Source organism: Quadrisphaera sp. KR29 (assembly GCF_052644995.1).
This window is the reverse complement of the sequence record NZ_JBQXXG010000007.1, coordinates 19,830-45,853: the sequence shown is the minus strand read 5'-3', so window position 1 is coordinate 45,853 and position 26,024 is coordinate 19,830. Positions and strand designations below refer to the sequence as shown.

Below are 26,024 nucleotides of genomic sequence, written 5' to 3'. Positions count from 1 at the left end.
CCACCCCGCTGCTGGCGGGCGCGCCAGCAGCGGTCCGGTACCAGCGGGCTGCGCTTCGTGAGCCCGCGCGAGAAGGTGGGCTGAGCACGCTGCTGGTCGACCATCACCGCCGACGAGCGTCTCGCCCACCACCGCTCACCGGGCACCTGATCGACGTCTGAGCAGAGACGCGAACGAGAGCTGACACGGTCCAGCGGTCGGCGGCTGTCCCGGCGGCGCTCCCGCCGGGACAGCCGCCGGCGTCACCGCCGTCCCGCCCCGGTCCGCTCGCCGGCGACCGCCTGCGCCCTCGCCGTCGCGCGCTGCTGGGCGCGGTAGACCGTCGCGCGCGAGACACCGAACAGCTCACCGATCTCCGCGGTGCTGTGCCGGCCCTCGGCCAGCAGCTCCACCAGGTGCGCCTCCTGCGTGCGGCTCAGCTTCGGTGGCTTGCCGCGCAGGTGCCCCTTCGCCTTGGCGATCTTCATGCCCTCGCGCGTGCGCATGCGGATCAGGTCCGCCTCGAACTCCGCCACCATCGCCAGCACGTTGAAGAGCAGCCGGCCGACGGGGTCGGTGGGGTCGTGCACGGACCCGCCGAGGCTGAGGCGCACCTGGCGGAGGGTGAGCTCCTCCAGGATGGCGCGGGCGTCGGGCAGGGAGCGGGCGAGCCGGTCCAGCTTGGTGACCACCAGGGTGTCGCCCTCGCGGCAGGCGGCCATCGCCTCCCGCAGACCGGGTCTGTCGCGGTTGGTGCCGGTCAGGCCGTGGTCGACGTAGATCCGCGCGGCGGCGACGCCCATCTCGGCGAGGGCGGTGCGCTGTGCGGTGAGGTCCTGGCCGTCGGTGGAGCAGCGGGCGTAGCCGATGAGCAGACCGGGCATCGTTGACTCCTGGGCTGGCCGGTCAGGGCGCCTCGCTGCGCCGGGGCCGGCGGCGGTGTGAGCCGTTGCCCGAGAACGGTCGACCTCGCGCGGCACCGCGGCAGTGCCCGTGGCCGGATCTCACCCGTTCAGGGGTCACGTGACGCGGAGGGTGACGGGCGCTGAGCCGCTGACCTGCGGTGCCCGGATGACCCGCCCGCGGGCGCGCCCGCCCGGGGGACCTCCTGCGGACGCCGCCCGTGGCGAGGCTCAGGCGCCCGTGACCACCACGAGGTTGCCGTCCGGGTCGGACAGCCGCAGCAGGCGCGCACCGCCCCCGGCCTCGACGGCAGCTCGAGCGGCTCCGACCCGGGTGAGGCGGTCGGCGAGGGCGTCCAGGTCGTCGGTGCCCAGGACGACGCACGAGCGGCCCGCGCGCGCCGGCTCGCGCCACACCTGCACCCCGGCGGTGTCCGTGAGGTGCCACTCCAGCAGCCCGTCCATGGGACGGGCGTCGGGTGAGGCGTCGAACAGCGCTGCGTACCAGCGCTCTGCCGCCTCGGCGTCGCTGACGGCTGCCTGGGCGAGGACGCGGGTGAAGGCCATGCCCCTCTGACCGCCGAGCGTCCCACGGCTCATCGCCGGAACCGCTTGACCCTCACGCGGCGTCAGGCGCCACGGTGGTCACCGTGACCGCACCGCACCAGGACCGCGACGACGACCCGCAGCTGACGGTCGGGCGCGTGGCCGAGCTGACGGGCGTCAGCGTCCGCACGCTGCACCACTACGACGCCGTCGGGCTGGTCCGTCCCTCGGGGCGCAGCGCCGCCGGGTACCGCCTCTACGCACCCGACGACGTCGAGCGCCTTCAGGCGGCGGTGGTGTACCGGCGCCTGGGCTTCTCGCTGGAGGAGGTCGGCGCCCTGCTGGCGGCCGACGGCGAGGGGCAGGTCGACCACCTGCGGCGCCAGCGCGACGCGGTCACGGCCAGGCTGCAGGAGGACGCAGACCTCCTCGCGGCGATCGAGAGAGCACTGGAGGCGAGGATGACCGGGAACCAGCTGACCCCTGCCGAGCAGCGCGAGCTGTTCGGGGAGCACTTCAGCGAGGACTACGCCGCCGAAGCGCAGCAGCGGTGGGGCGACACGGACGCGTGGGCCCAGTCCCAGCAGCGCACCGCTCGGTACACCAGGGCCGACTGGCAGCAGGTGAAGGCCGAGGGGGACGCCCTCAACGCCGCCTTCGCCGAGCTGCTGGCCGCGGGGGAGCCGGCTGACGGCACCGCAGCCATGGACGTGGCGGAGCGCCACCGCCTCCACGTGTGCGAGCGCTTCTACGCCATGTCCCACGCGATGCACCGCTCCGTGAGCCAGCTCTACGTGGACGACCCGCGCTTCAGCGCCGCCTACGAGGGGGTGGCCCCGGGGCTGGCGCAGTACGTGCGTGACGCCGCCCACGCCAACGCGGCGCGCCACGACGCCGTCGAGGGCTGACCGGCCGGCGCAGGGGCGGGTTCCTGCCACCGCGCCGTCGAGGTCCTGCCAGCTCCCGCGCGAGCGGGTGCCGGCACGGCCCGGCGGCGCGGAGCGGAGTGCCCCGTCGCCCAGGATGGCGCTGTGATGCGCTCGTGAACCGCCGCTCCGCCCTGCTCTTCGCCGGCCTCGGCATCGCCTGGGGCATCCCGTACCTCTTCATCGCCATCGCCGTCACCGAGCTCCAGCCGTCGGTGCTGGTGCTGGCGCGCACCGCGCTGGGCGCGCTCCTGCTGCTGCCCCTGGCGCTGCTGCGCCGGGAGGTGCTGCCCGCGCTGCGCCGCTGGCGGCCCCTGCTGGCCTACACCGCCTTCGAGGTGCTCGTCCCCTGGCTCATGCTGGCCCGCGCGGAGCGCTCGCTGCCCAGCTCGACCACCGCGCTGCTCATCGCGGCCGTGCCGCTGGTGGGCGTGGCGGTGGGGGCGGTCGCCCGCCGCGCCGGGCTGGACGACTCCCCGCACCACCCGATGGGCACCCGCGGCGTGCTCGGCCTGCTGGTGGGCACGCTGGGGGTGGCGGCGCTGGTGGGCGTCTCGCTGACCGGGGCCGACCCCGTGGCCGTGCTGGAGATGGCGGTGGTGGTGGTCTGCTACGCCATCGGTGCGTGGGTGCTCGGGGCGCGCCTGCGCGACGTCCCCAGCGCCGGGGTGATGGCGTGCTCGCTGGCGCTCTCGGCGCTGGTCTACCTGCCGGTGGTGCTGCTGGGCCCGGGCGTGCCGGCGCAGCTGCCCTCCTCCGCGGTGGTCCTCTCCGTCGTCGTCCTCGGGGTGGTCTGCACCGCCGGGGCGTTCCTGCTCTTCGGGGCGCTGGTGGCGGCGGTGGGGCCGGTGCGCACCACCACGGTGGTCTACGTCAACCCGCTCGTCGCGGTGGCCGCCGGCGCCGCGGTGCTGGGGGAGCGCCTGACGGGGTGGACGGCGCTGGGAGCGGTGCTCGTGCTGGCCGGGTCGGTGCTGGCGACGGCGCCCCCGCGCCGGCGGACGGTGCCCGACCCGGCGGTCGCCGCACCCTGACCCGTCGTCCCGCGGGCCGGACGGCGGGCCTCAGGCCAGCAGCGCGCGCAGCTGGCGCGCGAACCGCTCGGGGTCGCCGCCCATCCACGGCACCCAGTCGACGTGGCCGCCGGTGACCATGGCCGCCTCGCGGTCGAGCAGGGCGGCCACGCCCTCGGCGCCGCGGCGGGCGAGCTGACGTCCGGACTCGCGCCCGGCGGCCAGCACCACCCGCGCTCCGGTCGCCTCCGCGGCGCGCAGGACGTCGACGTCGACGGCGTACCCGCACACGGTCCGCAGCCCGTGGCGCAGCATCCGGGTCATCGCCGCCACGTGCTGGTCGGTGGGGTCGGCCGGCGGCTGGGGGTCCGCAGAGGCGGTCGGCGGGTGGTCACCGCCGTCGGGTGCCTCGAACCCGGCCAGCGCCATGAACGCGCCCATGGCCGGCCACACGCCCTGCTCCTGGAGCACGGCCACCACGCGCTCGGCGTCGGCGCGGCGCTCGGCGCCGTCGGGCAGCACCTCGAACAGCGGCGGCTCGTGGGCCACGAGGACCCGGAGCCGGTCGGGGTGGCGCGCCGCGAAGGCCAGCCCGGTCACGGCGCCGCCGCTGGAGCCGAAGACGTCGGCGCGCGCGCCCGGGCCGGCCACGTGGTCGAGCAGGGCGGCGACGTCGTCGGCGAGGCGGTCGGGGTCGGCGTCGTCGTCGGGGTCGTCCAGGGGGCTGGCGCCGAAGCCGCGCGGGTCGTGCAGGAGCACGCGGTGGTCTGTCGCGAGGTGGGCGCCGAGGTCGCGGAAGTCGTCAGCGCCGGCGGGGTGGCCGACGAGGACGACGACGGGGGCGTCCGGCGGCCCGGCCACCTCGTGGTGCAGGCGGGCGCCGGGGACCTGCAGGACGCCCGTGGTCCAGGTGGTGCTGGCCGTGGAGCTCATGGCGTGCTGACCCTCCCCGCGCTGCGGACTCATCGCCGGGCGCCCGGCGCGCGCAGCTCCGACGGCACCGACTGCAGGAGCGCCAGGTCGGCGGAGATGGCCGCGGCGGTCTGGAGCAGCAGGGGTAGGTGGTGCTCGACGAGGGTCTCCATCGAGGTCTCCAGGGCGTGCGCGTTGACGTTCACGGCCGCCACCACCCGGTCCCCGGCGCCGCGCACGGGCGCGGCGACGGAGCGCACCGACGGCGCCAGCTGCTGGTCGGTGGCCGCCCAGCCCTGCTGGCGGACCCGGGCGAGCTCCTCCTCCAGGGCCGCCGGGTCCACCGGGGCGGCGGTGGTGACCCCGGAGCGCGACGGGGTGGCGAGCACCCGGCGCAGCTCGTCGACCGGCAGGTCGGCCAGCAGCACCTTGCCCAGGGAGGTGACGGCGGCCGGGAAGCGCGTGCCGACGTCGGCGCGCAGGGTGACGAGCTTGGGGACGGCGACGCGGGCGACGTAGACGACGTCGGAGCCGTCCAGCTGCGCCACCGAGCACGACTCGCCGGTGGCGTCGCCCAGCTGGCGCAGGTGGTGGTGCGCGGCGTCCCAGAGCCCGCTGGCCGTGACGTAGGCCATGCCGAGATCGAGCACGCGCGGGGTGAGGGAGAAGGAGCCGGCCTCGGCGCGCACGTAGCCCAGGTCGGCCAGCGTCAGCAGGATGCGGTGCGCGGTGGGGCGGGCCAGGCCGGCGCGCTCGGCGACCTCGCTGAGCGGCATCGCCGGCGCGGCGGCGCCGAGCGCCCTGATGACGTCCAGGCCGCGGGCGACGGCCTCGACGAAGTCGGGGCTGGTCCGCTGCCTGCCGGTCTCGCGCACGTCCTCGTGCCTCCTGGTGCTCGTCCGTCTCGGGCGCCGCGGCCCCGCTGGTCGGTCGCGCGCGCAGCAGCATGGCACCTGCCCGGGAGGCGCGGACGGCGGTGCCCGCGGGTCCCGGCCCCCCAGGCGTTGACCAGCGGGCCCGACGGGTGCAGCATGACCGGTGTCCGCACAGCGGACAACCGTCCGCCGCTTCCGGATGTGCAGGAGGGTCGATGACGACCGCAGCCCCCGCCGCTGCCGCCCAGCCCGCCGACCGCGCCGACGAGCGCTCCGAGGGCCCCGCGGCCGGCGCGCTCGACGGCCTGCTCGTGGCCGACTTCTCCCGCGTGCTGGCCGGCCCGTACGCCACCCAGCTCATGGGGGACCTGGGCGCCACGGTGGTCAAGGTGGAGAGCCCGGCCGGTGACGAGACCCGCGGCTGGTCCCCGCCCGAGCGCGACGGCGTCTCGACGTACTACCTGGGCATCAACCGCAACAAGAGCGACGTCGTGCTCGACTTCAAGGACCCCGCCGACCGCGCCCTGGCGCAGGAGCTGGCCCGGCGGGCCGACGTCGTCATCGAGAACTTCAAGCCCGGCGGGCTGGCCAAGTTCGGCCTGGACTACCCCTCCGTGGCCGCGACCAACCCCGCCGTCGTCTACGCCTCCATCAGCGGCTTCGGCAGCGCCGGCGGCGCCTCGCTGCCCGGCTACGACCTCATCGTGCAGGCCGCCTCCGGGCTCATGAGCCTGACCGGCGACCCCGACGGGCAGGCGTACCGCTCGGGGGTCTCCGTCTTCGACATCATGACCGGGATGCAGGCCACCATCGGCGTGCTCGCCGCGCTGCGGCACCGCGAGCGCACCGGGCAGGGCCAGCACGTGGAGGTGAACCTGCTCTCCACGGCGCTGTCGGCGATGGCCAACCACTCCTCGACGTACATCGCCGCTGGGCAGGTGCCGTTCCGGATGGGCAACGCCCACCCGTCGCTGTTCCCCTACGAGCCGCTGGCCACCGCCGACGGGCAGCTGGTGGTGGTGGCCGCCAACAACGCGCAGTTCGCCAAGCTGGCCGGCGCGCTGGGCCTGCCCGAGCTGGTGGACGACCCGCGGTTCGCGGCCACCGAGGACCGCAACCGCCACCGCGAGCAGCTGCGCCCGCTGCTGCTGGAGGCCCTCGCGCAGCGCACGAGCCAGGAGTGGTTCGAGGTGCTCACCGCAGCCGGGGTGGCGTGCGGGCCCATCAACACCATCGACGGCGGGGTGGCCCTGGCCGAGCAGCTGGGCCTGGAGCCGGTGGTGCACGTCGGGGAGGGGCAGGCCGCGGTGCCGGTGGTCCGCAACCCGATCCGCCTCTCCGCGACCCCGGCGACCTACCGCACGCCCCCGCCGCCGCTGGGCGCCGACGACGACGCGGTGCGCAAGTGGCTGGCGGGCCCGCCCCACGAGCAGCTGCCCGCGGCGCCGGGGGAGGGGCGGTGAGCCAGCCGGCGCAGCGCCCGGTCTACGAGACGGCCCTGGGCGCCTCGAGCCGGGAGACCATCACCCTGCTCGGGCACGACCTCGCCCGCGACGTCATGGGCACCGTCGGCTTCGGGGAGCTCGCCTACTGGCTGGCCACCCAGCGCCGCCCGAGCCCCGGGCAGACCCGCCTGTTCGAGGCGGTGCTGGCCGCCCTGGCCGACCACGGCTTCACGCCCACCGCCATCGTCACCCGCCTGACCTACCTCTCGGCGCCCGACTCGGTGCAGGGCGCGCTGGCCGCGGGCCTGCTCGGCGGCGGCTCGCGCTTCCTGGGGGTGACCGAGGACTGCGGCCGCTTCCTGCACGCCGCGCTGGTCGGCGCCGCGGGCGACGGCCCGCTGCCGGCCGCCGGCGACGACGCGGGCTGGGACGCCCTCGCCCGCGCGGCCGTGGGCGCCGAGCACGCCGCTGGCCGCCGCATCCCCGGCCTCGGGCACCACGTGCACAAGGACGGCGACCCCCGCACCCCGCGCCTGCAGCAGATCGCCGCCGAGGAGGACCTGGTCGGCCCGCACCTGGCGCTGTTCACCGCCATCGGCAGGGTGGCGCCGGAGGTGCTCGGCAAGCGGCTCCCGCTCAACGGTGCCGGCACCTGCGGGGCGGTGCTGGCCGACCTCGGGCTGCCGATGGAGCTGCTGCGCGGGTTCGCGCTGCTGGCCCGCACCGCCGGGCTCATCGGCCAGCTCGCCGAGGAGCTGCGGCACCCGGTGGCCAACGACGTGTTCCTGGCCGTCGACCTCAACAACCGCTCGGTGGCGCCCGACCCGCTGCCCGAGCAGCACCCCTAGTCCCGCTCCAGCGCCTCGCACCACCCGCCCACGACGACGTCGGTAGAGGAAGGAGACGACATGGCCCGCCTGTCGGCCGTGCTCGCCACGACGCACCACCCGTTCTTCCACAAGCTCACCGAGCTGACGCCGCCCGAGGAGCAGCCGCCCTTCGCCGCGGAGTGGAAGCGCAAGGTCCTGGCCTACCGCGAGACGCTGACCGCCGCGCGGCCCGACGTCCTGGTGATGGTCGGCTCGGACCACTTCCACCAGTTCTTCGCCGACAACTACCCGACCTTCCTCATCGGCAAGCAGGCCCGCTACGACGCGACCTTCTACAACGAGGTCCGCGAGTTCTCCCTGCCCACCTACGAGCTGACCGGCCACGAGGACCTCTCGGGGTTCATGTTCTCCGGGCTGCTGGACCGCGGCTTCGACTTCTCCATCAGCCACGAGCTGAAGATCGACCACTCGATCATCTGCCCGATCATCACCACCCGCCCGCAGGCGGACCTGCCGGTGGTGCCGGTCTACACCAACATCTTCGCCCCGCCGCTGCCGAGCGCGAAGCGCTTCTACGACCTGGGCCGCGCCATCCGGTCGATCATCGAGGAGTGGCCGGCGGACGTGAACGTCGCCGCCGTCGGCTCGGGGCACCTGTCCCTGGAGCTGGGCGGGCCGCGGATGTTCGGCGAGCACGGCCCGGACCCCGAGTGGGACCTGCAGGCCATCCGGTGGCTGGCCGAGGGCGACGTCGACTCGATCCTCAAGGACGTCACGTGGGAGTCGATGACGGCCGCGGGCAACGCGACCCCCGGCTTCCTCGACCTCGTGCTCATGCTCGGGATCGCCGGGCCCGAGAAGGCCGCCTACGTGGACGACCTGGACCTCTTCCACACCCGCGAGATGTACATGACGTGGTACCCCGAGGGGGACCCCCGGTGAGCAAGTACGCGGTCAACAAGTTCCTCTACCAGGTCGACGGCGACCCGTCCCTGCTGGCGGAGTACAAGGCCGACCCCGCGGCGCTCGTGGCCCGCTGGGAGAGCGAGATCGGCCCCTGGCTCGGCACCGGCGCGCGCACGGTGGAGAAGACCTCCTGGATCTCCCTGACCGACGCCGAGCGGCGGGCGCTGGTCGAGCACGACTACGTCGCCCTGTTCGAGATGGGCGCGCACTTCTTCCTCGTCCTGACGATCTTCATCGCCCTCTACGACGAGGAGTACGCCGCGCGCTCCGGGCCGCTGAGCTTCCAGCGCGAGTACGCCGCCAAGCTCTCGGCCTGGACCGGCAGGGAGTACCCCAGCGTCGCCCTGTGACCCCGCCTGACCAGCACCCGCCCGCCACCCGACCGCCACCCGACCGCCACGCACCAGCAGCACCCGCCAGATCCCGCCGGCGAAGGAGCCGTCCATGTCCACCAGCACCAGCAGCCCGAGCAGCACCGTCTTCCGCCACGCCCTCGTCCTGACGATGGACGACACGCGCACCGTCCTGCACGACGCCGACGTGCTCGTCACCGGCGACCGCATCGCCGAGGTCGGCGGCCCCGGCCAGCGCCTCGCCGTCCCCGAGGGCACCGAGGAGCTCGACGCCAGCGGCGGCATCCTCATGCCGGGCATGGTCGACACCCACCGCCACCTGTGGCAGACCGCCATGCGCGGCTACGGCGCCGACTGGACGCTCACGCAGTACTTCGTCTGGTACTACCTCGAGCACGGCGTCACCTTCCGCCCCGAGGACGTCGCCACCGGCAACGCCCTGTCGGCGCTGGACGCTCTGGACGCCGGGGTGACCACCACCGTCGACTGGTCGCACGGGCTGCGCACCACCGACCACGCCGAGGCCGCCATCGCCGCGCTCGCCGCGTCCCCGGGCCGCTTCGTCTTCGCGCCGGGCAACATCTTCGGGGCGCCGTGGGAGTGGGCCAACAGCGCCGACTTCCGCGCGTTCATGGCCCGCCACCGCGAGGCGCACCCGCGCATCGGCTTCCAGCTGGCCTTCGACGTCACCGGCGATCCCTCCTTCCCCGAGAAGGCCGCCTACGAGGCCGCCCGGGAGCTGGGGCTGTCGGTGACCACGCACGCGGGGGTGTGGGGCGCGACCAACGACGACGGCATCCGGCTGGCCCACGAGCACGGCCTCATGCGCCCCGGAGACGTCTACGTGCACGCCGCGACGCTGTCGGACGACTCCTACCAGCGCATCGCTGCCACCGGCGGCACGATCTCGCTGTCGACCGAGAGCGAGCAGAGCTGCGGGCAGGGCCACCCGCCGGCCATGAAGGCGCGCGAGCACGGCATCGGGGCGTCGCTGTCGGTGGACACCAGCGTGTGGTTCTCCTCGGACCTGTTCGCCGCGATGCGCTCCACCCTCGGCGCCGACAGGTCCTACGAGCACTGCCGCGCCCACGAGACCGGGGGGACCGTCACGCACTCGCACCTGCGCGCCGAGCACGTGGTCGAGTGGGCCACCCGCGGCGGCGCCAGCGCCCTGGGGCTGGACGGCGTGGTCGGGCAGGTGAAGGCCGGCCTCAAGGCCGACCTGGTGCTGCTGAAGAACGACCACTCGCCGTCGATGTTCCCCGTCGTCAACCCCTACGGGCACGTGGTCTTCCAGGCGGGCCGCGGCGACGTGCACACGGTGCTCGTCGACGGCGCGGTGGTGAAGCGCGACGGCCGCCTGGTCGGCGCCGACCTGCCGGGCCTGCGCGCCGCGGCGCAGGACACGGTGGACCACCTGCGCTCCTCCCTCGGCGAGGAGGCCTGGCGGGCGGGGATGAACCCCGAGGTCCCGGTGACGGAGATCCTCGACAACCCGTACCAGTACACGGACTACCGGAGCGCGGCCACGCACGCCGCCGCCGGCGCCTGACCCGTCCGCAGCCGGGCGCTCGGTTGCGCTTCCGGAGGGCCCGGGAACCGCAGCCGGGCGCTCGGTTGTGCTTCCGGAGGGCCCGGGAACCGCAGCCGGGCGCTCGGTTGCGAGGTCGGGGCGGTGCTCAGGCGGCCAGGGCCTGCACCGCCGCGCGCGCCGGCACCGGGTCGGCCGCGGGAGCCACCGCCGGGGCCAGGACGGCGACCGTCTCGGCCAGCGCCAGGTCGGCAGCCACAGCGCGCAGCAGCACCGCCTGCGGCAGCGACAGCGAGCGGCACACCGCGCGCAGCACCTCTGACGAGGCCTCGGCCTGGCCGCGCTCCACCTGCGAGAGGTGGCCCGTGGAGACGCCCGCCGCCGCGGCGACCTCCCGCAGGGAGCGCCCCTGGGCGGTCCGGGCCCGCCGCAGCCGCGCCCCGACCGCCGCGCGCAGCAGCGGCACCCCGGCCGACGGTGCCGCGGCGGGCGAAACCCCGGCGGGCGACACCCGGGCGGGCGGGGCTCCCGCGGGCGGTGCTCCGGGGACGGCGTGCAGCCGGCGCTCGGCCCGCGGCGCCGCCGCGTGGCTCACCGGGCGCTCCGGGCGTGGCACCCCAGGAAGCGCGTCCCACCGAGCACGAGCAGCCGCATCGCCCCAGCAGGCCCGCTGCGCGCCGCTGGCGTCAAGCGGCGTTCACCGCGGGTGAACCGGCCTCACCCCGGTGGCGCCGTCCGCAGCCGTGCGGCCACGGGCCCGGCGCCGGCGGCGCAGGAGCACCGGCTCGTGGCGCCGCCCGTTCAGCCACGCCCCGACCCAGGTGCCGCGCACCAGCAGGTCGTAGCTGACCAGCAGCAGCGGCACGCAGAGCGCCCACGCGGCGAGCAGCTGCAGCGACGGCCACCAGCCGGTGCGCGCCAGCAGCAGCTGGGCCACCGCGGTGAGCGGCAGGTGGGCGATGTAGACCCAGTAGGAGGAGTCCGCCAGGTAGCGCACGCGCGGCGAGCCCCCCGACAGCGCCCGCAGGAACAGCCCCACCAGCCCGTAGCACCACGCCCAGCCGGCCAGCGCGCCCACGGGCGCCGTCACGCCGATCGGGCCGGTGTCCTTCAGCAGCACGAACAGCGGGGTCAGCAGCAGGGCCGCGCCCAGGTGCGCCGGCCAGGAGGCCACGAGCCGGGAGAGCGCGTCGGGACGGGCGTGCAGCAGCCAGCCGACCACGAAGGCGCCGGCGTAGCAGGTCAGCGTGGAGGCCATGACGTCGAGGTGGGAGGGCTGCACCACCCCGTACCTGGCGGTGCCCTGCAGCAGCAGCGCCACGAGGTAGGGCAGCGCCGCCAGCGCCACCCCGCCGGGCAGCACCAGCGCGGCCCCCGCGCGGTCGGCCCAGCGGGCGGCGCGCTCGCGGCCGGCGCAGGCGACCACCACCGCCCGCACCACCAGCACGAGCACGAAGACCTGGACGAGCACCCACAGGAACCACAGGTGCGCGGGGTCGCGGAACAGCCAGAACGGGATGCCGGTGGGCAGCGGTGGCAGCGGGTCGGGGTCGCCGCGCAGGCGGCGGGCCAGCTCCTCGATGCCGATGATCGACATCAGGACGAGGGGGCTGAAGACGAACAGCGGCACGAGGATCCGCGTCGTGCGGTCGCGGGCGTAGGCGGCCGCGCCCCGCCGCGTCAGCACGAGCCGCCCGAAGTAGCCCGCCAGCATCATGAACAGCACCATGCGGAACAGGTGGATCACGCTGGTGGCGACGTCGGCGGCGGGGGCGAAGACCGGGTCGGGGGTGAACCAGGTGGTGCCCGGCAGGAACGGCGCCAGGGTGTGCAGCACGATGCCGAGCCCGAGCGCCACGGCGCGCAGGGCGTCCAGGCCTGGCAGCCGGGACGCCGGTGCGGACGGGGGCGCGGGCGTGGGGGGCGGCGGCGTCGGGGTGGGCGGGGCCGTGGGCCCCGGGCTGGGACGAGCCGCCCCGGAGCGGGTCGTCACAGCCCGGACGGTACGTGACGGACCCGCCCGTGATCGAGTCGAGACCACCCGTGCCGCTCGGGGGCCGGCGTCCGCGACCGGCGTCCGCAAGCGGAGTGCCGCGGCGCCCGTGCGCGTCCTAGCGTCGCGGTGTGGTGGTGCAGACGACCGAGCCGGCGGACGCGCGCGAGCGCGTGCTCGCGGCCTGCCGCGCGATGGACGGGGCCGGCGGCCCCGTGCCGCTGGAGGAGCTGGCGGCGGTGACGGGGTGGAGCACCCGCCAGCTGGGCCGGCGCTTCACCGAGGTGCTCGGCACCACGCCGCGCGCCTACGGGGAGGCGCTGCGCGCGCAGCGGCTGCGGCCGGCGCTGCGGGAGGGCCGCGAGGGTGGCGCCACCGTGCTCGACGCCGCCTTCAGCGCCGGGTACGGCTCGGTGCGCGCCTTCTACGAGCAGGGCGCGGCGCGCCTGGGCATGACGCCCTCGCAGTACGCCGGCGGCGGCAGCGGGGAGCGGCTGCTGTGGTCGGCGGGCTGGGCCGACGTCGGCGGCGAGCAGCGACGGCGGGTGCTCGTGGTCGCCTCGCTGGCCGGCGTGGTGGCCGTGCGTCTCGGCGACGACGACGGCGCCCTGCTCGCCGAGGTCGCCGCGGAGCTGCCGCTCGCCGACCTCGCCCACGAGCCGGAGGTGCTCACCGACGTCGTGGCCGCCGTCGCGGCCCTGGCGCGCGGCGCTCGGGAGCCGGACGGGTCGCAGGCGACCCCGCCCCCGCCGCTGCCGCTGGACGTGCGCGGCACCGCCTTCCAGGCGGCGGTGTGGGCGGCGCTGCGGCGCATCCCGGCCGGCCGGACGCTCTCCTACGCCGAGGTCGCCGCAGAGCTGGGCAGGCCCACCGCCGTGCGCGCCGTCGCCCGCGCCTGCGCCACCAACCCCGCCGCGCTGGTCACGCCCTGCCACCGCGTGGTGCGCTCCGACGGCGGCCTGGGCGGCTTCCGGTGGGGGCTGGAGGTCAAGCGCGCCCTGCTCGCCGCAGAGCAGCAGCGGTGAGCACGGCCCGCGGTCCGGGCGTGGCATCCTCCACCGGGTGGCAGGACTGATCGGGGCCGAGCGCTTCGGCGAGGACGGCGAGCACGTCGAGCGCCACCGCGACGGCTCGGTGCGCGCCCGGGGGCCGGTGCTCGACGGCAAGCCCGAGGGCTACTGGGAGTGGTACCGGCTGGACGGCACCAAGCTGCGCTCGGGTCACTTCACCGACGGCGAGCCGGTGGGGGAGTGGGCCACCTACGACCGGCAGGGCCGGCTGCACAAGACCACGCAGCGCTGACCCCCGTGGGCTTCGCGCGCCGCGTCAGGGCCTGACGTCGGCAGGTCCGTCCCCGACGGGCAGCCCGGCGGCCTTCCACGCCTGGACCCCGCCGATGACGTCGGTGGCCCGGTGCAGCCCCACAGCCTGCAGCGAGGCCGCCGCCAGGACCTCCGCCGCTCCCACGTCAGGCAGTCTCCGCGACCGCCGCCGCCAGCGCGCGCGAGGCCTGGGCGACCATGCCCGGGTTGGTGTCCCAGTAGTACGGCAGCGCCTGCACCGCCTGGTGGACGACGGTGCCGCGCCCGCGCGCCCACGCCGCGTCGTCGGCGCCGAGGCGCTCGCGGTAGGCGTGCTGGGCGCCGCGCCGCCGCGGGCCGCCGAAGAGGTGCCAGGCGGGCAGCAGGTCGACGGCGGGGTCGGCCAGCGCGAGGGCGCCCCAGTCGATGACCGCGGTGAGCCGGCCCGGCCGCGCAGGACCCGCCGGAGCGTCGACCAGGAGGTTGCCGGGCAGGAGGTCGCCGTGCGCCCACACCGGCCGCCCGGCGTGCGGCGGCGCCTGCAGCGCGGCGTCCCAGCAGCGCAGCACCGCCCGCGCGCCGCCCTCGACGACGACGTCGGCGCGGTCGCCCAGCTCCGCCAGGGCCGTGCGCACGTCGCCGTCCAGAGCCCCCAGCGGGCCACCGCGGCGGCCGGGGCCGCGCACGGGCGCCGGCCGGCCGCCGTCGTCGTCGTCCTCGGACGACCCGAGCGAGGGCGGCAGGGCGCGCAGCGCCAGCACGAACGCCGCCAGGTCCTCGGCGGCGTGCTCGGTGCCGTCGACGGCGGGGTCGGCCTGCCGGCCGGGCAGCCACGCCACCACCGCCCAGCCGAAGGGGTAGCCGCACGCGGGCCGGCCCAGCGCCTCGGTGCGCGGGAGCGCCAGCGGCAGGTGCGGAGCCAGGCGGGGCAGCCAGAACGCCTCGCTGGCGCCCTGCTCGCGGGCCCAGGCGATCTTCGGCAGGCGCACGGCGAGGTGGTCGCCAAGGCGGTACACATCGTGGTCGGTGCCCGAGGAGGGCACGGGCTCGACGCGCTGGTCGGCGAGGTGCGGCAGCTGGTCGGCGAGCAGGGCCCGCACGAGCGCGACGTCGGTGGGGACCTGGTCGCGGTGCAGCAGCAGTCCCACGCCCACCACGCTGCCCGCTCGCGCCGCCCCCGCTCAACACCTTTCCGGCCGTGGCCGTGGACGCTGCGCGCGCGGCGTCACTAGCGTCCGCGCATGCCCTTCGAGGTGCGCCCGGCCCGGGAGCCCGACGACGTCGCCGCGCTGCTCGGGCCGAAGAACCCGACCTCCAGCGTGTGCTGGTGCCTGTCGCACCGCCTGGACGCGAAGACCAACCGCTCGCTCGTGGGCGAGCAGCGCGGGGCGCTCGTGCGCGAGCTGCTGCAGCGCGACACCGCGCCCGGCGTGCTGGCCTACGACGTCGGTGCTGCCGACGACGGCGGCGACCTACCGGTCGGATGGGCGGCCGTGGCGCCCCGCGCCGACCTGCCGTTCGCGCGCTCGACGAAGATCCCGCACGTCGACGACCTGCCGGTCTGGTCGCTGTGGTGCGTGCGCGTCAGGCCCGGCCACCGCGGGCGCGGCATCGCCCACCACCTCGTGGAGGGGGCCGCGCGCTACGCCTTCGAGCGCGGCGCCCCCGCGGTGGAGGGGTACCCGGTGGACAACCGCGGCGAGCGGGTCGACCTGACGATGGCCTTCGTCGGGACGCGCGCGGTGTTCGAGGCGGCCGGGTTCACCGTCGCCTCCGCGACGGAGTCGAAGGCCGGTGGCTTCCCGCGGGTGCTCGTGCGGCGCTACCCCTGAGCGCCGTCGCCCGGCGGGGAGGAGCGGCGCGCGCGAGCGCGCCGCTTGCCCTCGTGCATGGCCGCGACCCGCGGCACGGGGATCGCGCGGCCCTCGGTGAGGAGCACCTCGGGCAGCTCCTGCGGCGCGGGCAGCAGCTCACGCCACGGGTCGCCGGTCTGCGGGGCGGCCTGCGCGGCCAGCCGCGCGGCGTTGTGGACGGTCACGTCGCCGGGGACGACGTCGTCCAGGGCGTCCCACGGCACCGGGAACGACACCGGCACGCCCGGCCTCACCCGCGGGCTGTAGCAGCACGCCAGGCTGCCGCCGCCGGCCCGCGTCGGGTCCAGGAAGACGCGCCCGCCGCGGTCGGCCAGCAGGAAGGCCGTGGTGGCCACCTCGGGCCCGAGGCGCTCGGCGCGAGCGGCGAGGGCGCGGGTGGCCGCAGCGGCGTCGTCCACCGCGACGCCGCGGACGGGCACCACGACGTGCAGGCCCTTGGCGCCGCTCGTCTTCACCGCCGCGGCCAGGCCCGCCTCGCCCAGCGCGCGCTCCACGAGGCGGGCGGCGGCGACCGCGGCGCTGAAGGGCGCGTCGGCCGGCGGGTCGAGGTCCAGCACGAGGTGCGTGACGCGCCCGTCACCGTCCAGCACCGTCGGGTGCAGCTCGACAGCGCGCTGGCCGGCCAGCCACACGAGCGTGCGGGCGTCCTCGGCCAGCGGGTAGCGCACCGTGCGGTGGGAGGCCTCGGCCCAGACGTCCCTGGTGGCGATCCATCCCGGCGCCGACTCCGGCAGGTTCTTCTGCACGAAGGGGCGCTGACCCGGCCGCACCCGGGTCACCGTCAGCGGGCGGCCGTGCAGCTCGGCCACCAGCGGCGCTGCCAGGGCGCGGACGTGCTCGACGAGGTCGCGCTTGGTCGCGCCGGCGCCCTCGAACAGCTCGGCGTCGAGGTGCTTGAGCTCGACGCCCTCCACCACCTCGGCCGCCTCCGGCGAGCGCTCCGCACGGGTCATGCGACGACGCTAGGGCTGGGCCCGGCCCGGCGCCGCCCCTACCGTCGCCCGCACGGACCTCGAGGTGACCGGCGGGGTGCTCACCCTGGCGCGGCCCGGCAGGCGGGGGGTGCCCTCAGCCGTGCGCCGCGCGGAGGGGGTCGAGGTCGGCGACGTCGTCACCGTGCGCCTGCACGTCGTCGGCCTGTGCGCTCGAGCCCGGACGCCGTGGCTCGGCAGGCGGTGCTCCGGCGCCTCGGCAGGCGGTGCTCCGGCGCCTCGGCGGATCGGCCCCTTGCGCGTGACCGCCCCGTCACGCTGAAGGGGCGGATCCTCCGACGTCGCCGACCACGGTCGCGCACGGTCCTGTGCCCAGCCCTCGGAGGACGCCGCCACGCGTCCTCACGCGCCCGGCGCCTGGCCCCACGTGAGGCAGAACGGGTGGCCGGCGGGGTCGGCGTAGGCGCGGAAGCCCGTAGGGGCCCCGAGGTCGTCCGCGGCGAGCAGCAGGCGCGCGCCCTTCGCGAGCACCTCCGCCTCGGCGGCGCCCGGGTCGACGACCTCCAGGTCGAGGTGCACCTGCTGGCGCACCTCCGGGTCGGGCCACGTCGGCGGCACGTGGTCGGGTGCCCGCTGCACGGCGACGACGGGCTCGCCGTCCACCTCCACCTGGTGCCAGCGACCGTCCGACCAGGACGGCACCACCACCTCGCCCTCCAGCAGGTCCGCCCAGAAGCGGCTCTCGGCGCCGACGTCCGAGGCGTCGAAGACCACCACGCGGTACCGGGGACGCATCAGCGGTGCCAGCAGAGGCAGAACGGGTGCCCGGCCGGGCTGGCGTAGACGCGGAAGCCCTCGGCGGCGTCGAGCGGGTGGGTCTCCTGCACGAGCCGCGCGCCGACGCCGAGCGCCTCGGCCTCCGCGGCGCGCACGTCCTCGACGTCGAGGTCGAGGTGCGCCTGCTGCGGCACCGCCGGGTCCGGCCAGGTCGGCGCCGCGTGGTCGGGGGAGAGCTGCACGCACACGTCGGGCAGGCCGGGCGTGCGCACGGTGTGCCACTCCTCGTCGTCCTCCACCAGCTCCCCTCCGAGCAGGTCCGCCCAGAAGCGGCTCTCGGTGGCGACGTCAGCGGCGTCGAAGGCGATGGACAGTCCCGTGGTCCGCATGCTCCCGCATGCTGCTCTCATGTCCCGGTGACGTCGAGCGCGCGGCAGCTGGTCTCCTCCGGAGCGGTGTGGGCGGAGGTCGTCGGCTACTCGCGCGCCGTGCGCGTCGGCCCCTGGGTCAGCGTGGCGGGCACCACCGCGGCCCTCCCCGGCGGCGGCGCCGTCGGCGGTGACGACCCCGCCGCCCAGGCGCGGGAGGCCCTGCGGCGCATCGCCGCCGCCCTGGACCAGGTCGGTGCGTCGATGGCCGACGTGGTCCGCACCCGGATCTTCGTCACCGACATCACGCGCTGGGAGGAGGTCGGGCGGGCGCACGGCGAGGTCTTCGGCGCGATCCGTCCCGCCACGTCCATGGTCGAGGTGAGCGCCCTCATCGACCCTGCGCTGCTCGTCGAGGTGGAGGCCGACGCCGTCGTCCTGCCCTGAGCCGAGCGTCCACGGTCGCGCGTCAGAGCAGCTCGCCGGGCAGCAGCGAGCCGATCCAGCCGTCGTCGCGCTGGCCGCGCGCCACGAGCAGCCCGCGGACCTCGCCCTCCACGCGGAAGCCGCAGTGCTCGGCCACGCGGCGCGAGGCGTGGTTGCCCACCACGGCGCGCCAGTGGACCCCGGCCAGCCCCAGCTCCTCGAAGCCCCAGCGCACCAGCGCCCGCACCGCCAGGGTCATCACGCCTCGGCCGCGCGCCCACGGGTGCAGGCCGAAGCCGAGCTCGGCCCACCCGCCCTCGCCCAGCCGGAGGTCGGCGGTTCCGGCGAAGCGGCCGTCCACCTCGACGGCCAGGGCGGCCGCGGCGCCCGAGGCCCACTCGGCGGCCACCAGCTCGAGGAACTCCTGGGCGTGGTGCGCCTCGTACGGCACCGGGACGGTCGTCCACCGCTGCATGTCCGGGTCCCGGCACTGCTCGACCATCGCGCCGGCGTCCTCGGCGCGGTGGCGGCGCAGCAGCACGCCACCGCCGGCTCGCAGCACCGGCGGCTGCGGGAGGGGCGGGCGGTCGGGTGCGGTGGCTGCCACCCGGGTCACGGTGGCAGGTGCTTCGAGCCTCGTGCCAGCCCTTTCCCACCCCCTTGACGACCGGGGTCGTCCGCGTCGCCTGCGGCGGGGCGACAGGGGCAGGTGGCGCTCTGGTCCTTGATCGTCGACGAGGTGGTCCGGCGCGCCAGGCGTGGTGATCATCACTAGGGTCGTCGGACATGGCCAGGAAGTCGGTGGACGGACCGGAGGGCGCGCCCGGGGGCGTGTCGACGTCGCGGGAGTCGGAGCGCAAGTTCACCCTGGGTGAGGACGCCGCGCTGCCGGACCTCACCGGCGCGGGGCGGGTCGCCTCCGTCGACGACGTCGTCGCCCACGACATGGTGGCCGTCTACTACGACACCGCTGACCTGCGCCTGGCCCGCGAGGGCGTCACGCTGCGCCGTCGCGAGGGCGGCGCGGACGACGGCTGGCACCTCAAGCTGCCCGTCGGCTCCAGCTCCGACCGCGACGAGCTCTCGGTGCCGCTGGCCGACGGCGGCGAGCCCGACGCGGGCTCGCGCCACCCGGGGGTCCCCGCTGCGCTGACCGCGCTGGTGACGGCGCTGGTGCGGGTCTCCCCGCTCGGCCCGGTCGCCGAGCTGCGCACCCACCGGGAGGTGCGGGTGCTGCGCGACGCCGAGGGCCGGGCGCTGGCCGAGGCCGCCCTGGACGACGTCGAGGTGGCCGTGCCCGAGGGCGCCGGGGAGGGCTCCGCCGGGGTGGTGCCGGGCCGCTTCCGCGAGCTCGAGGTGGAGCTGCTCGACGACGGTGACGAGGCCGACCTCGACGCCGTCTCCGAGGCCCTCGTGGCGGCCGGTGCCGTGCTCGGCGCGCAGGTGTCCAAGGCCAGGCGGGCCCTCGGCGACCCCGCCACGGCCGCCTCCGACGTGCCGGCGCCGCAGGAGGTGGGACCGCGCTCCACCGCTGCCGACCTGGTGCGGGCCTACACCGCCGAGCAGGTGCGCGCGCTGCGCCGCCACGACCTGGGCGTCCGCCGCGGCGAGGACGACGCCGTGCACCAGATGCGCGTGGCCGCCCGGCGCCTGCGCAGCGGGCTGCGCGTCTTCCGCCCGCTGCTGGACCGGGCCTGGGCCGACGACCTGCGCGGTGAGCTCGCCTGGCTGGCAGGTGAGCTCGGCGCCGCCCGCGACGGCGAGGTGCTCGCCGAGCGGCTCGCGCTGGCCCTCGCCGCGCTGCCGCCCGAGGTCGACGCCACCGACGCCGCCCGGCTGCTCCAGGCCCACCTGGCCGAGCAGCACCGCGACGGCGAGGCCGTGGCGCTCGCGGCGCTGGGCAGCGAGCGGTACGCCGCGCTGCTGGACCGGCTGGTCGAGGCGGCGTCGTCCCCGCCCACCACCCCGGCCGCCGAGGGCGAGTGCCGCCGCGTGCTGCCGCCACTGGTCAAGTCGGCGTGGAAGAAGCTCGCCCGCGAGGTCGCCGCCCTGCGGATGGCCGGGGACGACGACTCCTGGCACGAGGCCCGCAAGACGGCCAAGCGGGTCCGCTACGCCGCCGAGGCCGTCGCGCCCGCGCTGGGCGGGCAGGCCAAGAAGTTCGCCAAGCAGGTCGAGCGGGTCACCGAGGTGCTCGGCCAGCACCAGGACGCCGCCGTCGCCGCCGACGTGCTCGCCCACCTGGCCACCGACCGCAGCCGCGCGCTGCAGCTGCCGCGCAGCGCTGCGGCGGCGGCGAAGGTCGGCCTCGCCCTCGGCGCCCTGCACGCCGCTCAGCGCTCCGAGGTGCGCGTGCTGCGTGCCGACCTCCTGGACATCTGGCCGGAGGTCTCCCACGGCGGCCACCGCGCCTGGCTCGGCTGACCCGCTCCCGCCTCCGTCCACCGCAGCCGGGCGCCTGGTTGCGCCACCCGGGGCTCGGAAACCGCAGCTGAGCGCCTCGTCGCGGTTCCCGCCCCCTCTGGGACCGCAGCCGGGCGCCCGGTTGCGGCTCGGGACGACCCCCACACCGCATCCGGGCCCCGGCTGCGGTCGTGGGCGCGACTCGCAGGAGCCGGCGGCTGAGAGGACCTGGCAACCGGCGGTTGCCACGGATGTGACCAGCCGGAAACACCCCGCTCGTTGACTCCCCGGCATGGCAGCAGGGGGCCTCGGCCGACGCCGGGGGGTTGGGAGCGGCGTCCACGACGCCCACCGCCACCTCGGCGTGCTGCCTGCCCACCCCTTCTACGGCGGCCCGCCGGTCAACCCCGACACCGCCGCCGTCGCCGACGTCGACGCGCTGCTGCGCTCCCTCGACGACGAGGGCGTCGAGCGCGCCCTGGTCATTCCCAACTACGGCGTCCCCGACGTCAGCGCGTCGTTCGCGCTCAACGAGCTGGTGCTCGAGGCCGCTGCCCGTGACGACCGGGTCCGCGCCGGCCTGTGGGTCTCACCGCGCCCGCAGGACGCCGCTCTCACGCAGCAGGCGCTGGCGCTCGCGGGGGAGAGCGGCGTCGTGGCGCTGAAGACGTCGTTCCTGCTCGGCGGGCGCGCAACCGACGACGCCTGCCGCCCCCAGCTCGACGCGGTCTTCGACACCGCCCGCCAGCACGGGCTCGTCGTCCACGTCCACACCAGCCCCGGGGCCGCGTCCGACGTCGACGAGGTCGGGGAGCTGGTGGAGCGCTACGGCGACGACGTCGCCGTCCACCTCGTCCACCTCGGCGGCGGCATGAGCGGGCACATCAAGCTCATCGGATCCCGCTTCTTCGACTGGATCGAGGCCGGCAAGCGCGTCTACACCGACACGTCCTGGGCCATCGGCTTCGCGCCGCGCTGGCTCGCCGCCGAGGTGCAGCGCCGGGGCCTCGGCCACGACCGCGTGCTCTACGCCTCCGACGAGCCCTGGGGCGACGCCGCCGGTGAGCTGGCGCGCCTGCGCGCCGCCGCCGGTGACGGCGAGCTCGCCCGCCTGTGGCTCACCGAGAACGCCGCAGCCCTGTACGGGTGAGCGACCACCAGCACCCGCACCACCTCACCCACCCCACCCAGCGAGGAGCCCGAGATGACCACCACCTCCGCCGCCACGTCCGACGAGACCGCCGCCGCCATCAAGGAGGCCGCCGAGAAGTCGAAGGCCGAGATCCAGCACCCCTCGCTGGAGAAGGGCAGCAACCTCTACGGCTCCACCAAGATCTTCCCGGACTACCAGGCCGAGCCCGGCCAGAGCTACCTCACGCTGGTGCACGGCATCGCGCACGAGTCGTCGGTGAGCTTCGTGGCGATCCTCCAGGCCACCCGCGCGCTGCGGAAGGGCTTCGACTCCGTCCTGTACTTCTACGGCCCCGGCTCGATGAACTGCATGGCCACCCGCGGCTTCCCGACCACCGGCGACTCCGCCTTCCCCGGCGAGCACAACATCAACAACAGCCTGGAGACGTTCATCGCCGAGGGCGGCACCGTCTACTGCTGCCGCTTCGGGCTGTCGCTGCACGGCCTGCGCGAGGAGGACCTCATCGCCGGCGTCATCCCCTGCCACCCGCTCGACGTGCAGGACGCGCTCATCCACTACGCCAGCAAGGGCGCCATCATCAACAGCACCTACATGGTCTGAGCGAGCGGTCCTCGGGGGAGTGCCGCGATGAGCCTGGACACCAGGGTCGCCGTCGCCATCCGCGGCGTGCGGACCACCACCGGTGTGCCGGTGAACCGCCGCGGGGGCGCAGGCCCCAGCGACGACGGCCACGTCCGCCTCGGCGGCCGCGGCGCCGCGCTGCCGATCGACCCGACCAGCCCCTACCTCGTCCGCGACGGACGGCTGCTGCGCTCCACCGGTGGGCTCTCCGAGGAGCTGTGGGTCGACACCGGGCTGGAGGCCGAGGCCGTCGCCAGGCCGCGCTTCTACGACCTGACCACCGCGGACGGCGTCCGCTACGACCAGCTAGCCCGCCTCCACGGCGCCGACGTGCTGGCCACCACGGTGGTGCAGACGTGCATCCGGTACGCCGAGGACCAGCGCTGCCGGTTCTGCTCCATCGAGGAGTCGCTGCGCGCCGGGGCGACCACCGCCGTCAAGCGGCCCGAGCAGCTGGCGGAGGTGGCCGAGGCCGCCGTCCGGCTCGACGGCGTGCGCCAGGTGGTCATGACCACGGGCACCTCCAACGGGCGCGACCGCGGCGCCCGGCACGTCGCCCGCTGCGTGCGCGCCGTCAAGGCGGCCGTCCCGGGCCTGCCCGTGCAGGTGCAGGTGGAGCCACCCGAGGACCTGGGCGCGCTCGCCGAGCTGCGCGACGCGGGCGCGGACTCGCTCGGCATCCACGTGGAGTCGCTCGACGACGACGTCCGCCGGCGCTGGATGCCGGGCAAGGCAACCGTCTCCCTGGAGGGCTACCGCGAGGCCTGGGCCGAGGGCGTGCGCCTCTTCGGCCGCAACCAGGTCTCCACCTACCTCATCCTCGGGCTCGGGGAGGACCCCGACGAGCTCGTGGCCGGGGCCGCCGAGCTGGCGGCGATGGGGGTCTACCCCTTCGTCGTCCCGTTCCGGCCCATCGCCGGGACGCTGGCGGTGGACGTCGACGGCGCCCGGCCGCCCGCCCCCGAGGTGCTCGCCGACGTCACGGCCCGCGTGGCCGCCGACCTGCGCTCGCGCGGCATGCTCAGCAGCGGGCAGAAGGCCGGCTGTGCGGCGTGCGGGGCGTGCAGCGCGCTCCAGGCGGCCGGGGCATGAGCCTCGGCGGCGTCCTCCTCGGCGCGGTGCCCGCCCCGGCGCGCGCTGGGGCTCCCGCGTGGCGCGTCGAGGTCGCCGACGCCGCCGGTGTGGCCGCGCACCGCGCACTGCGCCGGCAGGTGTTCGTCGCGGAGCAGGGCCTGTTCGGCGGCGCGGTCTCGGCGGAGGCCGACGACGTCGACGACGACCCGCGCACCGTCGTCCTCGTGGCGCGCGAGCCGTCTCGCGGCGGCGCTCCGGGCCGGGTGCTGGGCGGGGTGCGCCTCGCGCCCGCCGGCCAGCACCTCACCGGCGGCGTCGACGTGGGCTGGTGGGCCGGCTCGCGCCTGGCCGTGGCGCGCGGCGCCAGGGCCTCGCGCATCGGCCCTGCGCTCGTGCGCGCTGCCTGCGCGCACGCCGAGGCGGCCGGGGTGCTGCGCTTCGACGCGACCGTCCAGGCCGCTGCTGAGCCGATGTTCCGCCGGCTCGGCTGGCAGCGCGTGCGCGACGTCGTCGTGCCCAGGGCCGAGACCGTGCCGCACGTGCTGGTGCGGTGGCCGATCGGCCGCACCGCCGCCCTGCTCGAGGCCACCAAGGCCCCGCTCGGCGGGCTGCTGGCCGGGCTGCTGATCGGCGGACCCCACCTCGGTGACGACTCCGCGCCCGTGCCCGGCAGCGACCTCGTGGCCGCGTGCGACGCTGTCGTGCCGTCCATGGTCGAGCGGGACCCGGAGTGGGCGGGCTGGTGCGCCGCGCTGGTCAACGTCAACGACGTCGCGGCCATGGGCGCGCAGCCCGTGGGGCTGCTCGACGCGGTGGGGGCGCGCGACGCGTCCTTCGCGGCGCGGGTGCTCTCCGGCCTGCGCGCCGCGTGCGAGGCCTACGGCGTCCCGCTGCTCGGGGGGCACACACAGCTCGGCGTGCCTGCGGCGCTGTCGGCGACGGCGCTGGGCCGGGTCCCTGGTGGCCTCAGCCCCGTGCCGGGCGGCGGCGGCCGGCCCGGGCACGCGGTGTGGCTGGCCGTCGACACCGCCGGCGGGTGGCGGCGCGGCTACGCCGGGCGCCAGTGGGACTCCACCACCACGCGCGCCCCGGAGCAGCTCCGCGCCGTGACCGGCGTCGTCGGCCGGGTCCGCCCGGCGGCCGCCAAGGACGTCTCGATGGCCGGCGTCGTCGGGACGCTGGCGATGCTCGCCGAGGCCAGCGGCACCGGCGCGGTGCTCGACGTGGCCGCCGTGCCGCGGCCGACCGGCGCGACACCGGGGGACTGGCTGACCTGCTTCCCCGGCACCGGGTTCCTGCTCACCGACGACCCCGCCCGCGACCTCACCGCCGCCGTCCCCGACCTGCTGCGCGCCGACGGGTTCCGCCTCGAGCGCTGCGGTCAGCTCACCCCGGCGTCTCCGGCCGGCGAGGGACCCCGCGTCCTGCTGCGCTGGCCCGACGGCGAGACCACCCCCGGCACCGCCCCCGGCGGGCGCGCCACCGGCCTCGGCCCTGCGGCCCGGACCGCCCCAGCAGCCCACCACCTGGAGGTGAACCCCTGATGCTCACCGTCGCGGCGGTCTCCGCCGGCTTCTCCCGAGACCTCGACGCCTGCTTCGCGCAGGTCGAGCGGCTGGTCGCCGACGCTCGCGAGCGCGGCGCCGGCCTGCTGGCCCTCCCCGAGGCGGCGATCGGGGGGTACCTGTCCACCCTGGGCTCCCACGGCGACGTCGCGGACCCCCGGCGGCCCTCCCGCTCCCAGCCGCCCGCTCTGCGCCTGGACGGCCCGGAGGTCGCGCGGCTGAGGGCCCTCGCGGGCGACCTCGTGCTGTGCGTCGGTCTGTGCGAGCTCGCCCCCGGCGGTCCCGGGGCGGACAGCGGCGAGACCCGGTACAACACCGCGGTGTGCCTGACCGGGGACGCCGTGCTGGGCGTCTACCGCAAGGTGCACCAGCCCCTCGGGGAGCACCTGTCCTACGCCGCGGGCACCGGTTTCGGCGCCTTCGAGACGCCGGTCGGGCGGATCGCGATGCAGGTCTGCTACGACAAGGCCTTCCCCGAGGCCGCCCGCGCGCAGGCCCTCGACGGCGCCCAGCTCGTGGTGAGCATGTCGGCCTGGCCCGCGTCCCGCACCGGTGCCGCGCCCGTCCTCGCCGACGACCGCTGGACCCACCGCTTCGACCTGCTCGACAGGGCCCGCGCGCTCGACAACCAGCTGTTCTGGGTGGCGTCCAACCAGGCCGGCACCTTCGGGTCGCTGCGCTACGTGGGCTCGGCCAAGGTCGTCGACCCCGGCGGGACCGTCCTGGCGCACACCGGCACCGGGCCCGGCACCGCCGTGGCCACCATCGACCTCGACAGCGGCCTGGCCGCCGCGCGCGGCGGGATGTACCACCTGCGCGACCGGCGCCCCGACGCCTACGGCTCGGCCGTGGCGGCCGTGCCGGCGCCCCTGCCGGAGCCGGTCTGGGAGCGCGCGGGAGCCGGCCGTGCCTGAGGCGACCTTCCGCGTGCGGTGGCCCGACGGCAGCACCGACGCCTGCTACTCGCCCAGCCTGGTGGTGCACGACCACCTCGCCGTCGGCGCCGAGTACCCGGTGCCGGACTTCACCTCCCGGGTCACCGCGGCGATGGACGAGGCCTCCGAGCGCGTGCGCGCCCGCTACGGGATGAGCTGCACCAGCGCCGCGGCCACCGCCGCCGGCGTGCGCTCGCGCGCCGCCGCCTTCCCCCCTGGCGGGCTCGTGAGGGTCCTCTCGATCGAGCCACCGCTGTGAGCCCCGCTGTGAGTCCCGCTGTGAGTCCCGCTGCCGCCTCGGGTGCGGACGGGATCGACGGGCGC

At 76.5% G+C, this 26,024-nt stretch carries 29 protein-coding genes and 1 pseudogene; 18 read left to right on the top strand and 12 right to left on the bottom strand.

All coding sequences use genetic code 11. The annotated features are described in order from the left end of the window. Positions 1-242 precede the first annotated feature (242 nt). Both ACUN9U_RS08225 and ACUN9U_RS08220 read right to left on the bottom strand, forming a co-directional pair. Complete coding sequence (locus tag ACUN9U_RS08225) at positions 243-863, bottom strand: recombinase family protein (RefSeq protein WP_445484460.1); 621 nt, start codon at positions 861-863, stop codon at positions 243-245. 249 nt (positions 864-1,112) lie between these two features. After that, the gene (locus tag ACUN9U_RS08220) at positions 1,113-1,481 is read right to left on the bottom strand and encodes a VOC family protein (protein ID WP_445484459.1); all 369 of its coding nucleotides are present in this window, start codon (positions 1,479-1,481) and stop codon (positions 1,113-1,115) included. A gap of 50 nt (positions 1,482-1,531) precedes the next feature. On the opposite strand from ACUN9U_RS08220, the gene ACUN9U_RS08215 reads away from it, so the two are divergent. Together ACUN9U_RS08215 and ACUN9U_RS08210 are read left to right on the top strand one after the other, a co-directional pair. Further along, positions 1,532-2,335: a MerR family transcriptional regulator gene (locus ACUN9U_RS08215; RefSeq protein WP_445484458.1), complete on the top strand. Its 804-nt coding sequence runs from the start codon at positions 1,532-1,534 to the stop codon at positions 2,333-2,335. A 134-nt stretch (positions 2,336-2,469) separates the two neighbouring features. After that, complete coding sequence (locus ACUN9U_RS08210) at positions 2,470-3,387, top strand: DMT family transporter (protein WP_445484457.1); 918 nt, start codon at positions 2,470-2,472, stop codon at positions 3,385-3,387. A gap of 30 nt (positions 3,388-3,417) precedes the next feature. On the opposite strand, the gene ACUN9U_RS08205 is transcribed toward ACUN9U_RS08210, so the two are convergent. Further along, positions 3,418-4,299 (bottom strand): alpha/beta fold hydrolase, encoded by an 882-nt coding sequence (locus tag ACUN9U_RS08205; RefSeq protein ID WP_445484456.1) that lies wholly within the window; start codon positions 4,297-4,299, stop codon positions 3,418-3,420. A 29-nt stretch (positions 4,300-4,328) separates the two neighbouring features. Further along, a complete protein-coding gene (locus ACUN9U_RS08200) occupies positions 4,329-5,153 on the bottom strand; it encodes an IclR family transcriptional regulator domain-containing protein (RefSeq protein ID WP_445484455.1) in 825 nt (274 codons plus the stop codon). A 215-nt stretch (positions 5,154-5,368) separates the two neighbouring features. On the opposite strand from ACUN9U_RS08200, the gene ACUN9U_RS08195 reads away from it, so the two are divergent. The 5 genes from ACUN9U_RS08195 to ACUN9U_RS08175 all read left to right on the top strand — a co-directional run bounded on the left by ACUN9U_RS08195 (position 5,369) and on the right by ACUN9U_RS08175 (position 10,299). Beyond that, positions 5,369-6,616: a CaiB/BaiF CoA transferase family protein gene (locus ACUN9U_RS08195; protein WP_445484454.1), complete on the top strand. Its 1,248-nt coding sequence runs from the start codon at positions 5,369-5,371 to the stop codon at positions 6,614-6,616. Further along, a complete protein-coding gene (locus tag ACUN9U_RS08190) occupies positions 6,613-7,446 on the top strand; it encodes a citryl-CoA lyase (protein ID WP_445484453.1) in 834 nt (277 codons plus the stop codon). The genes ACUN9U_RS08195 and ACUN9U_RS08190 overlap by 4 nt, the downstream gene beginning before the upstream one ends. 60 nt (positions 7,447-7,506) lie before the next feature. Next, complete coding sequence (locus ACUN9U_RS08185) at positions 7,507-8,370, top strand: DODA-type extradiol aromatic ring-opening family dioxygenase (RefSeq protein ID WP_445484452.1); 864 nt, start codon at positions 7,507-7,509, stop codon at positions 8,368-8,370. Further along, the gene (locus ACUN9U_RS08180) at positions 8,367-8,744 is read left to right on the top strand and encodes a hypothetical protein (RefSeq protein WP_445484451.1); all 378 of its coding nucleotides are present in this window, start codon (positions 8,367-8,369) and stop codon (positions 8,742-8,744) included. The genes ACUN9U_RS08185 and ACUN9U_RS08180 overlap by 4 nt, the downstream gene beginning before the upstream one ends. A 94-nt stretch (positions 8,745-8,838) precedes the next feature. Continuing rightward, a complete protein-coding gene (locus ACUN9U_RS08175; RefSeq protein WP_445484450.1) occupies positions 8,839-10,299 on the top strand; it encodes an amidohydrolase family protein in 1,461 nt (486 codons plus the stop codon). A 127-nt stretch (positions 10,300-10,426) separates the two neighbouring features. Here the strand turns inward: ACUN9U_RS08175 and ACUN9U_RS08170 are convergent, their stop codons facing one another. Together ACUN9U_RS08170 and ACUN9U_RS08165 are read right to left on the bottom strand one after the other, a co-directional pair. Next, entirely contained in the window at positions 10,427-10,744 is a 318-nt protein-coding gene (locus ACUN9U_RS08170; RefSeq protein ID WP_445484449.1) for a helix-turn-helix domain-containing protein, read from the bottom strand. A 231-nt stretch (positions 10,745-10,975) separates the two neighbouring features. After that, complete coding sequence (locus ACUN9U_RS08165) at positions 10,976-12,271, bottom strand: acyltransferase family protein (protein ID WP_445484448.1); 1,296 nt, start codon at positions 12,269-12,271, stop codon at positions 10,976-10,978. 131 nt (positions 12,272-12,402) lie between these two features. On the opposite strand from ACUN9U_RS08165, the gene ACUN9U_RS08160 reads away from it, so the two are divergent. Beyond that, positions 12,403-13,296, top strand: coding sequence for a methylated-DNA--[protein]-cysteine S-methyltransferase (locus tag ACUN9U_RS08160; protein WP_445484447.1), 894 nt, complete (start codon positions 12,403-12,405; stop codon positions 13,294-13,296). Between the two features lie 37 nt (positions 13,297-13,333). Continuing rightward, a complete protein-coding gene (locus ACUN9U_RS08155) occupies positions 13,334-13,573 on the top strand; it encodes a toxin-antitoxin system YwqK family antitoxin (RefSeq protein ID WP_445484446.1) in 240 nt (79 codons plus the stop codon). A 24-nt stretch (positions 13,574-13,597) separates the two neighbouring features. Here the strand turns inward: ACUN9U_RS08155 and ACUN9U_RS08150 are convergent. After that, positions 13,598-13,720, bottom strand: a pseudogene (locus ACUN9U_RS08150) (rhodanese-like domain-containing protein); the annotation flags it as partial. A 19-nt stretch (positions 13,721-13,739) separates the two neighbouring features. Next, positions 13,740-14,720 (bottom strand): aminoglycoside phosphotransferase family protein, encoded by a 981-nt coding sequence (locus ACUN9U_RS08145; RefSeq protein ID WP_445484445.1) that lies wholly within the window; start codon positions 14,718-14,720, stop codon positions 13,740-13,742. Positions 14,721-14,813: 93 nt separating this feature from the next. On the opposite strand from ACUN9U_RS08145, the gene ACUN9U_RS08140 reads away from it, so the two are divergent. Beyond that, complete coding sequence (locus ACUN9U_RS08140) at positions 14,814-15,404, top strand: GNAT family N-acetyltransferase (protein WP_445484444.1); 591 nt, start codon at positions 14,814-14,816, stop codon at positions 15,402-15,404. Here ACUN9U_RS08140 and ligD read toward each other — a convergent pair. The 3 genes from ligD to ACUN9U_RS08125 form a co-directional block, all read right to left on the bottom strand. Continuing rightward, positions 15,395-16,399 (bottom strand): non-homologous end-joining DNA ligase LigD, encoded by a 1,005-nt coding sequence (gene ligD, locus ACUN9U_RS08135; protein ID WP_445484443.1) that lies wholly within the window; start codon positions 16,397-16,399, stop codon positions 15,395-15,397. The two genes, ACUN9U_RS08140 and ligD, sit on opposite strands and share 10 nt — an antisense overlap. A 381-nt stretch (positions 16,400-16,780) precedes the next feature. Beyond that, the gene (locus ACUN9U_RS08130; protein ID WP_445484442.1) at positions 16,781-17,173 is read right to left on the bottom strand and encodes a VOC family protein; all 393 of its coding nucleotides are present in this window, start codon (positions 17,171-17,173) and stop codon (positions 16,781-16,783) included. Then, entirely contained in the window at positions 17,173-17,544 is a 372-nt protein-coding gene (locus tag ACUN9U_RS08125; RefSeq protein WP_445484441.1) for a VOC family protein, read from the bottom strand. Before ACUN9U_RS08125 ends, ACUN9U_RS08130 begins: the two co-directional genes overlap by 1 nt. Before the next feature lie 27 nt (positions 17,545-17,571). On the opposite strand from ACUN9U_RS08125, the gene ACUN9U_RS08120 reads away from it, so the two are divergent. Beyond that, positions 17,572-17,970: a RidA family protein gene (locus tag ACUN9U_RS08120; protein ID WP_445484440.1), complete on the top strand. Its 399-nt coding sequence runs from the start codon at positions 17,572-17,574 to the stop codon at positions 17,968-17,970. A 22-nt stretch (positions 17,971-17,992) separates the two neighbouring features. Here the strand turns inward: ACUN9U_RS08120 and ACUN9U_RS08115 are convergent, their stop codons facing one another. After that, entirely contained in the window at positions 17,993-18,556 is a 564-nt protein-coding gene (locus ACUN9U_RS08115) for a GNAT family N-acetyltransferase (protein ID WP_445484439.1), read from the bottom strand. Between the two features lie 179 nt (positions 18,557-18,735). Between ACUN9U_RS08115 and ACUN9U_RS08110 the strand changes: the two genes are divergently transcribed. From ACUN9U_RS08110 to ACUN9U_RS08080, 7 genes are all read left to right on the top strand, one after another. Further along, positions 18,736-20,373, top strand: a complete 1,638-nt coding sequence (locus ACUN9U_RS08110) for a CYTH and CHAD domain-containing protein (protein WP_445484438.1) — start codon at positions 18,736-18,738, stop codon at positions 20,371-20,373. A gap of 271 nt (positions 20,374-20,644) precedes the next feature. Next, entirely contained in the window at positions 20,645-21,502 is an 858-nt protein-coding gene (locus ACUN9U_RS08105) for an amidohydrolase family protein (protein ID WP_445484437.1), read from the top strand. A gap of 54 nt (positions 21,503-21,556) precedes the next feature. After that, positions 21,557-22,105: an MSMEG_0572/Sll0783 family nitrogen starvation response protein gene (locus ACUN9U_RS08100; protein ID WP_445484436.1), complete on the top strand. Its 549-nt coding sequence runs from the start codon at positions 21,557-21,559 to the stop codon at positions 22,103-22,105. Between the two features lie 27 nt (positions 22,106-22,132). Further along, positions 22,133-23,218, top strand: coding sequence for an MSMEG_0568 family radical SAM protein (locus ACUN9U_RS08095; RefSeq protein ID WP_445484435.1), 1,086 nt, complete (start codon positions 22,133-22,135; stop codon positions 23,216-23,218). Then, positions 23,215-24,744, top strand: coding sequence for an MSMEG_0567/sll0787 family protein (locus ACUN9U_RS08090; RefSeq protein WP_445484434.1), 1,530 nt, complete (start codon positions 23,215-23,217; stop codon positions 24,742-24,744). The genes ACUN9U_RS08095 and ACUN9U_RS08090 overlap by 4 nt, the downstream gene beginning before the upstream one ends. Continuing rightward, positions 24,744-25,679 carry a carbon-nitrogen hydrolase family protein gene (locus ACUN9U_RS08085; protein WP_445484433.1) on the top strand — a complete coding sequence of 312 codons (936 nt, stop codon included), beginning with the start codon at positions 24,744-24,746 and terminating at the stop codon, positions 25,677-25,679. Before ACUN9U_RS08090 ends, ACUN9U_RS08085 begins: the two co-directional genes overlap by 1 nt. Next, positions 25,672-25,959, top strand: coding sequence for an MSMEG_0570 family nitrogen starvation response protein (locus ACUN9U_RS08080; protein WP_445484432.1), 288 nt, complete (start codon positions 25,672-25,674; stop codon positions 25,957-25,959). The genes ACUN9U_RS08085 and ACUN9U_RS08080 overlap by 8 nt, the downstream gene beginning before the upstream one ends. Positions 25,960-26,024 lie beyond the last annotated feature (65 nt).

Bases quoted from the DNA above. Each gene is read 5' to 3' on its own strand.
- ACUN9U_RS08225 (WP_445484460.1), bottom strand. From the start codon at position 863: ATGCCCGGTCTGCTCATCGGCTACGCCCGCTGCTCCACCGACGGCCAG.
- ACUN9U_RS08220 (WP_445484459.1), bottom strand. From the start codon at position 1,481: ATGAGCCGTGGGACGCTCGGCGGTCAGAGGGGCATGGCCTTCACCCGC.
- ACUN9U_RS08205 (WP_445484456.1), bottom strand. From the start codon at position 4,299: ATGAGCTCCACGGCCAGCACCACCTGGACCACGGGCGTCCTGCAGGTC.
- ACUN9U_RS08195 (WP_445484454.1), top strand. From the start codon at position 5,369: ATGACGACCGCAGCCCCCGCCGCTGCCGCCCAGCCCGCCGACCGCGCC.
- ACUN9U_RS08185 (WP_445484452.1), top strand. From the start codon at position 7,507: ATGGCCCGCCTGTCGGCCGTGCTCGCCACGACGCACCACCCGTTCTTC.
- ACUN9U_RS08175 (WP_445484450.1), top strand. From the start codon at position 8,839: ATGTCCACCAGCACCAGCAGCCCGAGCAGCACCGTCTTCCGCCACGCC.
- ACUN9U_RS08140 (WP_445484444.1), top strand. From the start codon at position 14,814: ATGCCCTTCGAGGTGCGCCCGGCCCGGGAGCCCGACGACGTCGCCGCG.
- ligD (WP_445484443.1), bottom strand. From the start codon at position 16,399: ATGACCCGTGCGGAGCGCTCGCCGGAGGCGGCCGAGGTGGTGGAGGGC.
- ACUN9U_RS08130 (WP_445484442.1), bottom strand. From the start codon at position 17,173: ATGCGTCCCCGGTACCGCGTGGTGGTCTTCGACGCCTCGGACGTCGGC.
- ACUN9U_RS08125 (WP_445484441.1), bottom strand. From the start codon at position 17,544: ATGCGGACCACGGGACTGTCCATCGCCTTCGACGCCGCTGACGTCGCC.
- ACUN9U_RS08110 (WP_445484438.1), top strand. From the start codon at position 18,736: ATGGCCAGGAAGTCGGTGGACGGACCGGAGGGCGCGCCCGGGGGCGTG.
- ACUN9U_RS08105 (WP_445484437.1), top strand. From the start codon at position 20,645: ATGGCAGCAGGGGGCCTCGGCCGACGCCGGGGGGTTGGGAGCGGCGTC.
- ACUN9U_RS08100 (WP_445484436.1), top strand. From the start codon at position 21,557: ATGACCACCACCTCCGCCGCCACGTCCGACGAGACCGCCGCCGCCATC.
- ACUN9U_RS08095 (WP_445484435.1), top strand. From the start codon at position 22,133: ATGAGCCTGGACACCAGGGTCGCCGTCGCCATCCGCGGCGTGCGGACC.
- ACUN9U_RS08090 (WP_445484434.1), top strand. From the start codon at position 23,215: ATGAGCCTCGGCGGCGTCCTCCTCGGCGCGGTGCCCGCCCCGGCGCGC.
- ACUN9U_RS08085 (WP_445484433.1), top strand. From the start codon at position 24,744: ATGCTCACCGTCGCGGCGGTCTCCGCCGGCTTCTCCCGAGACCTCGAC.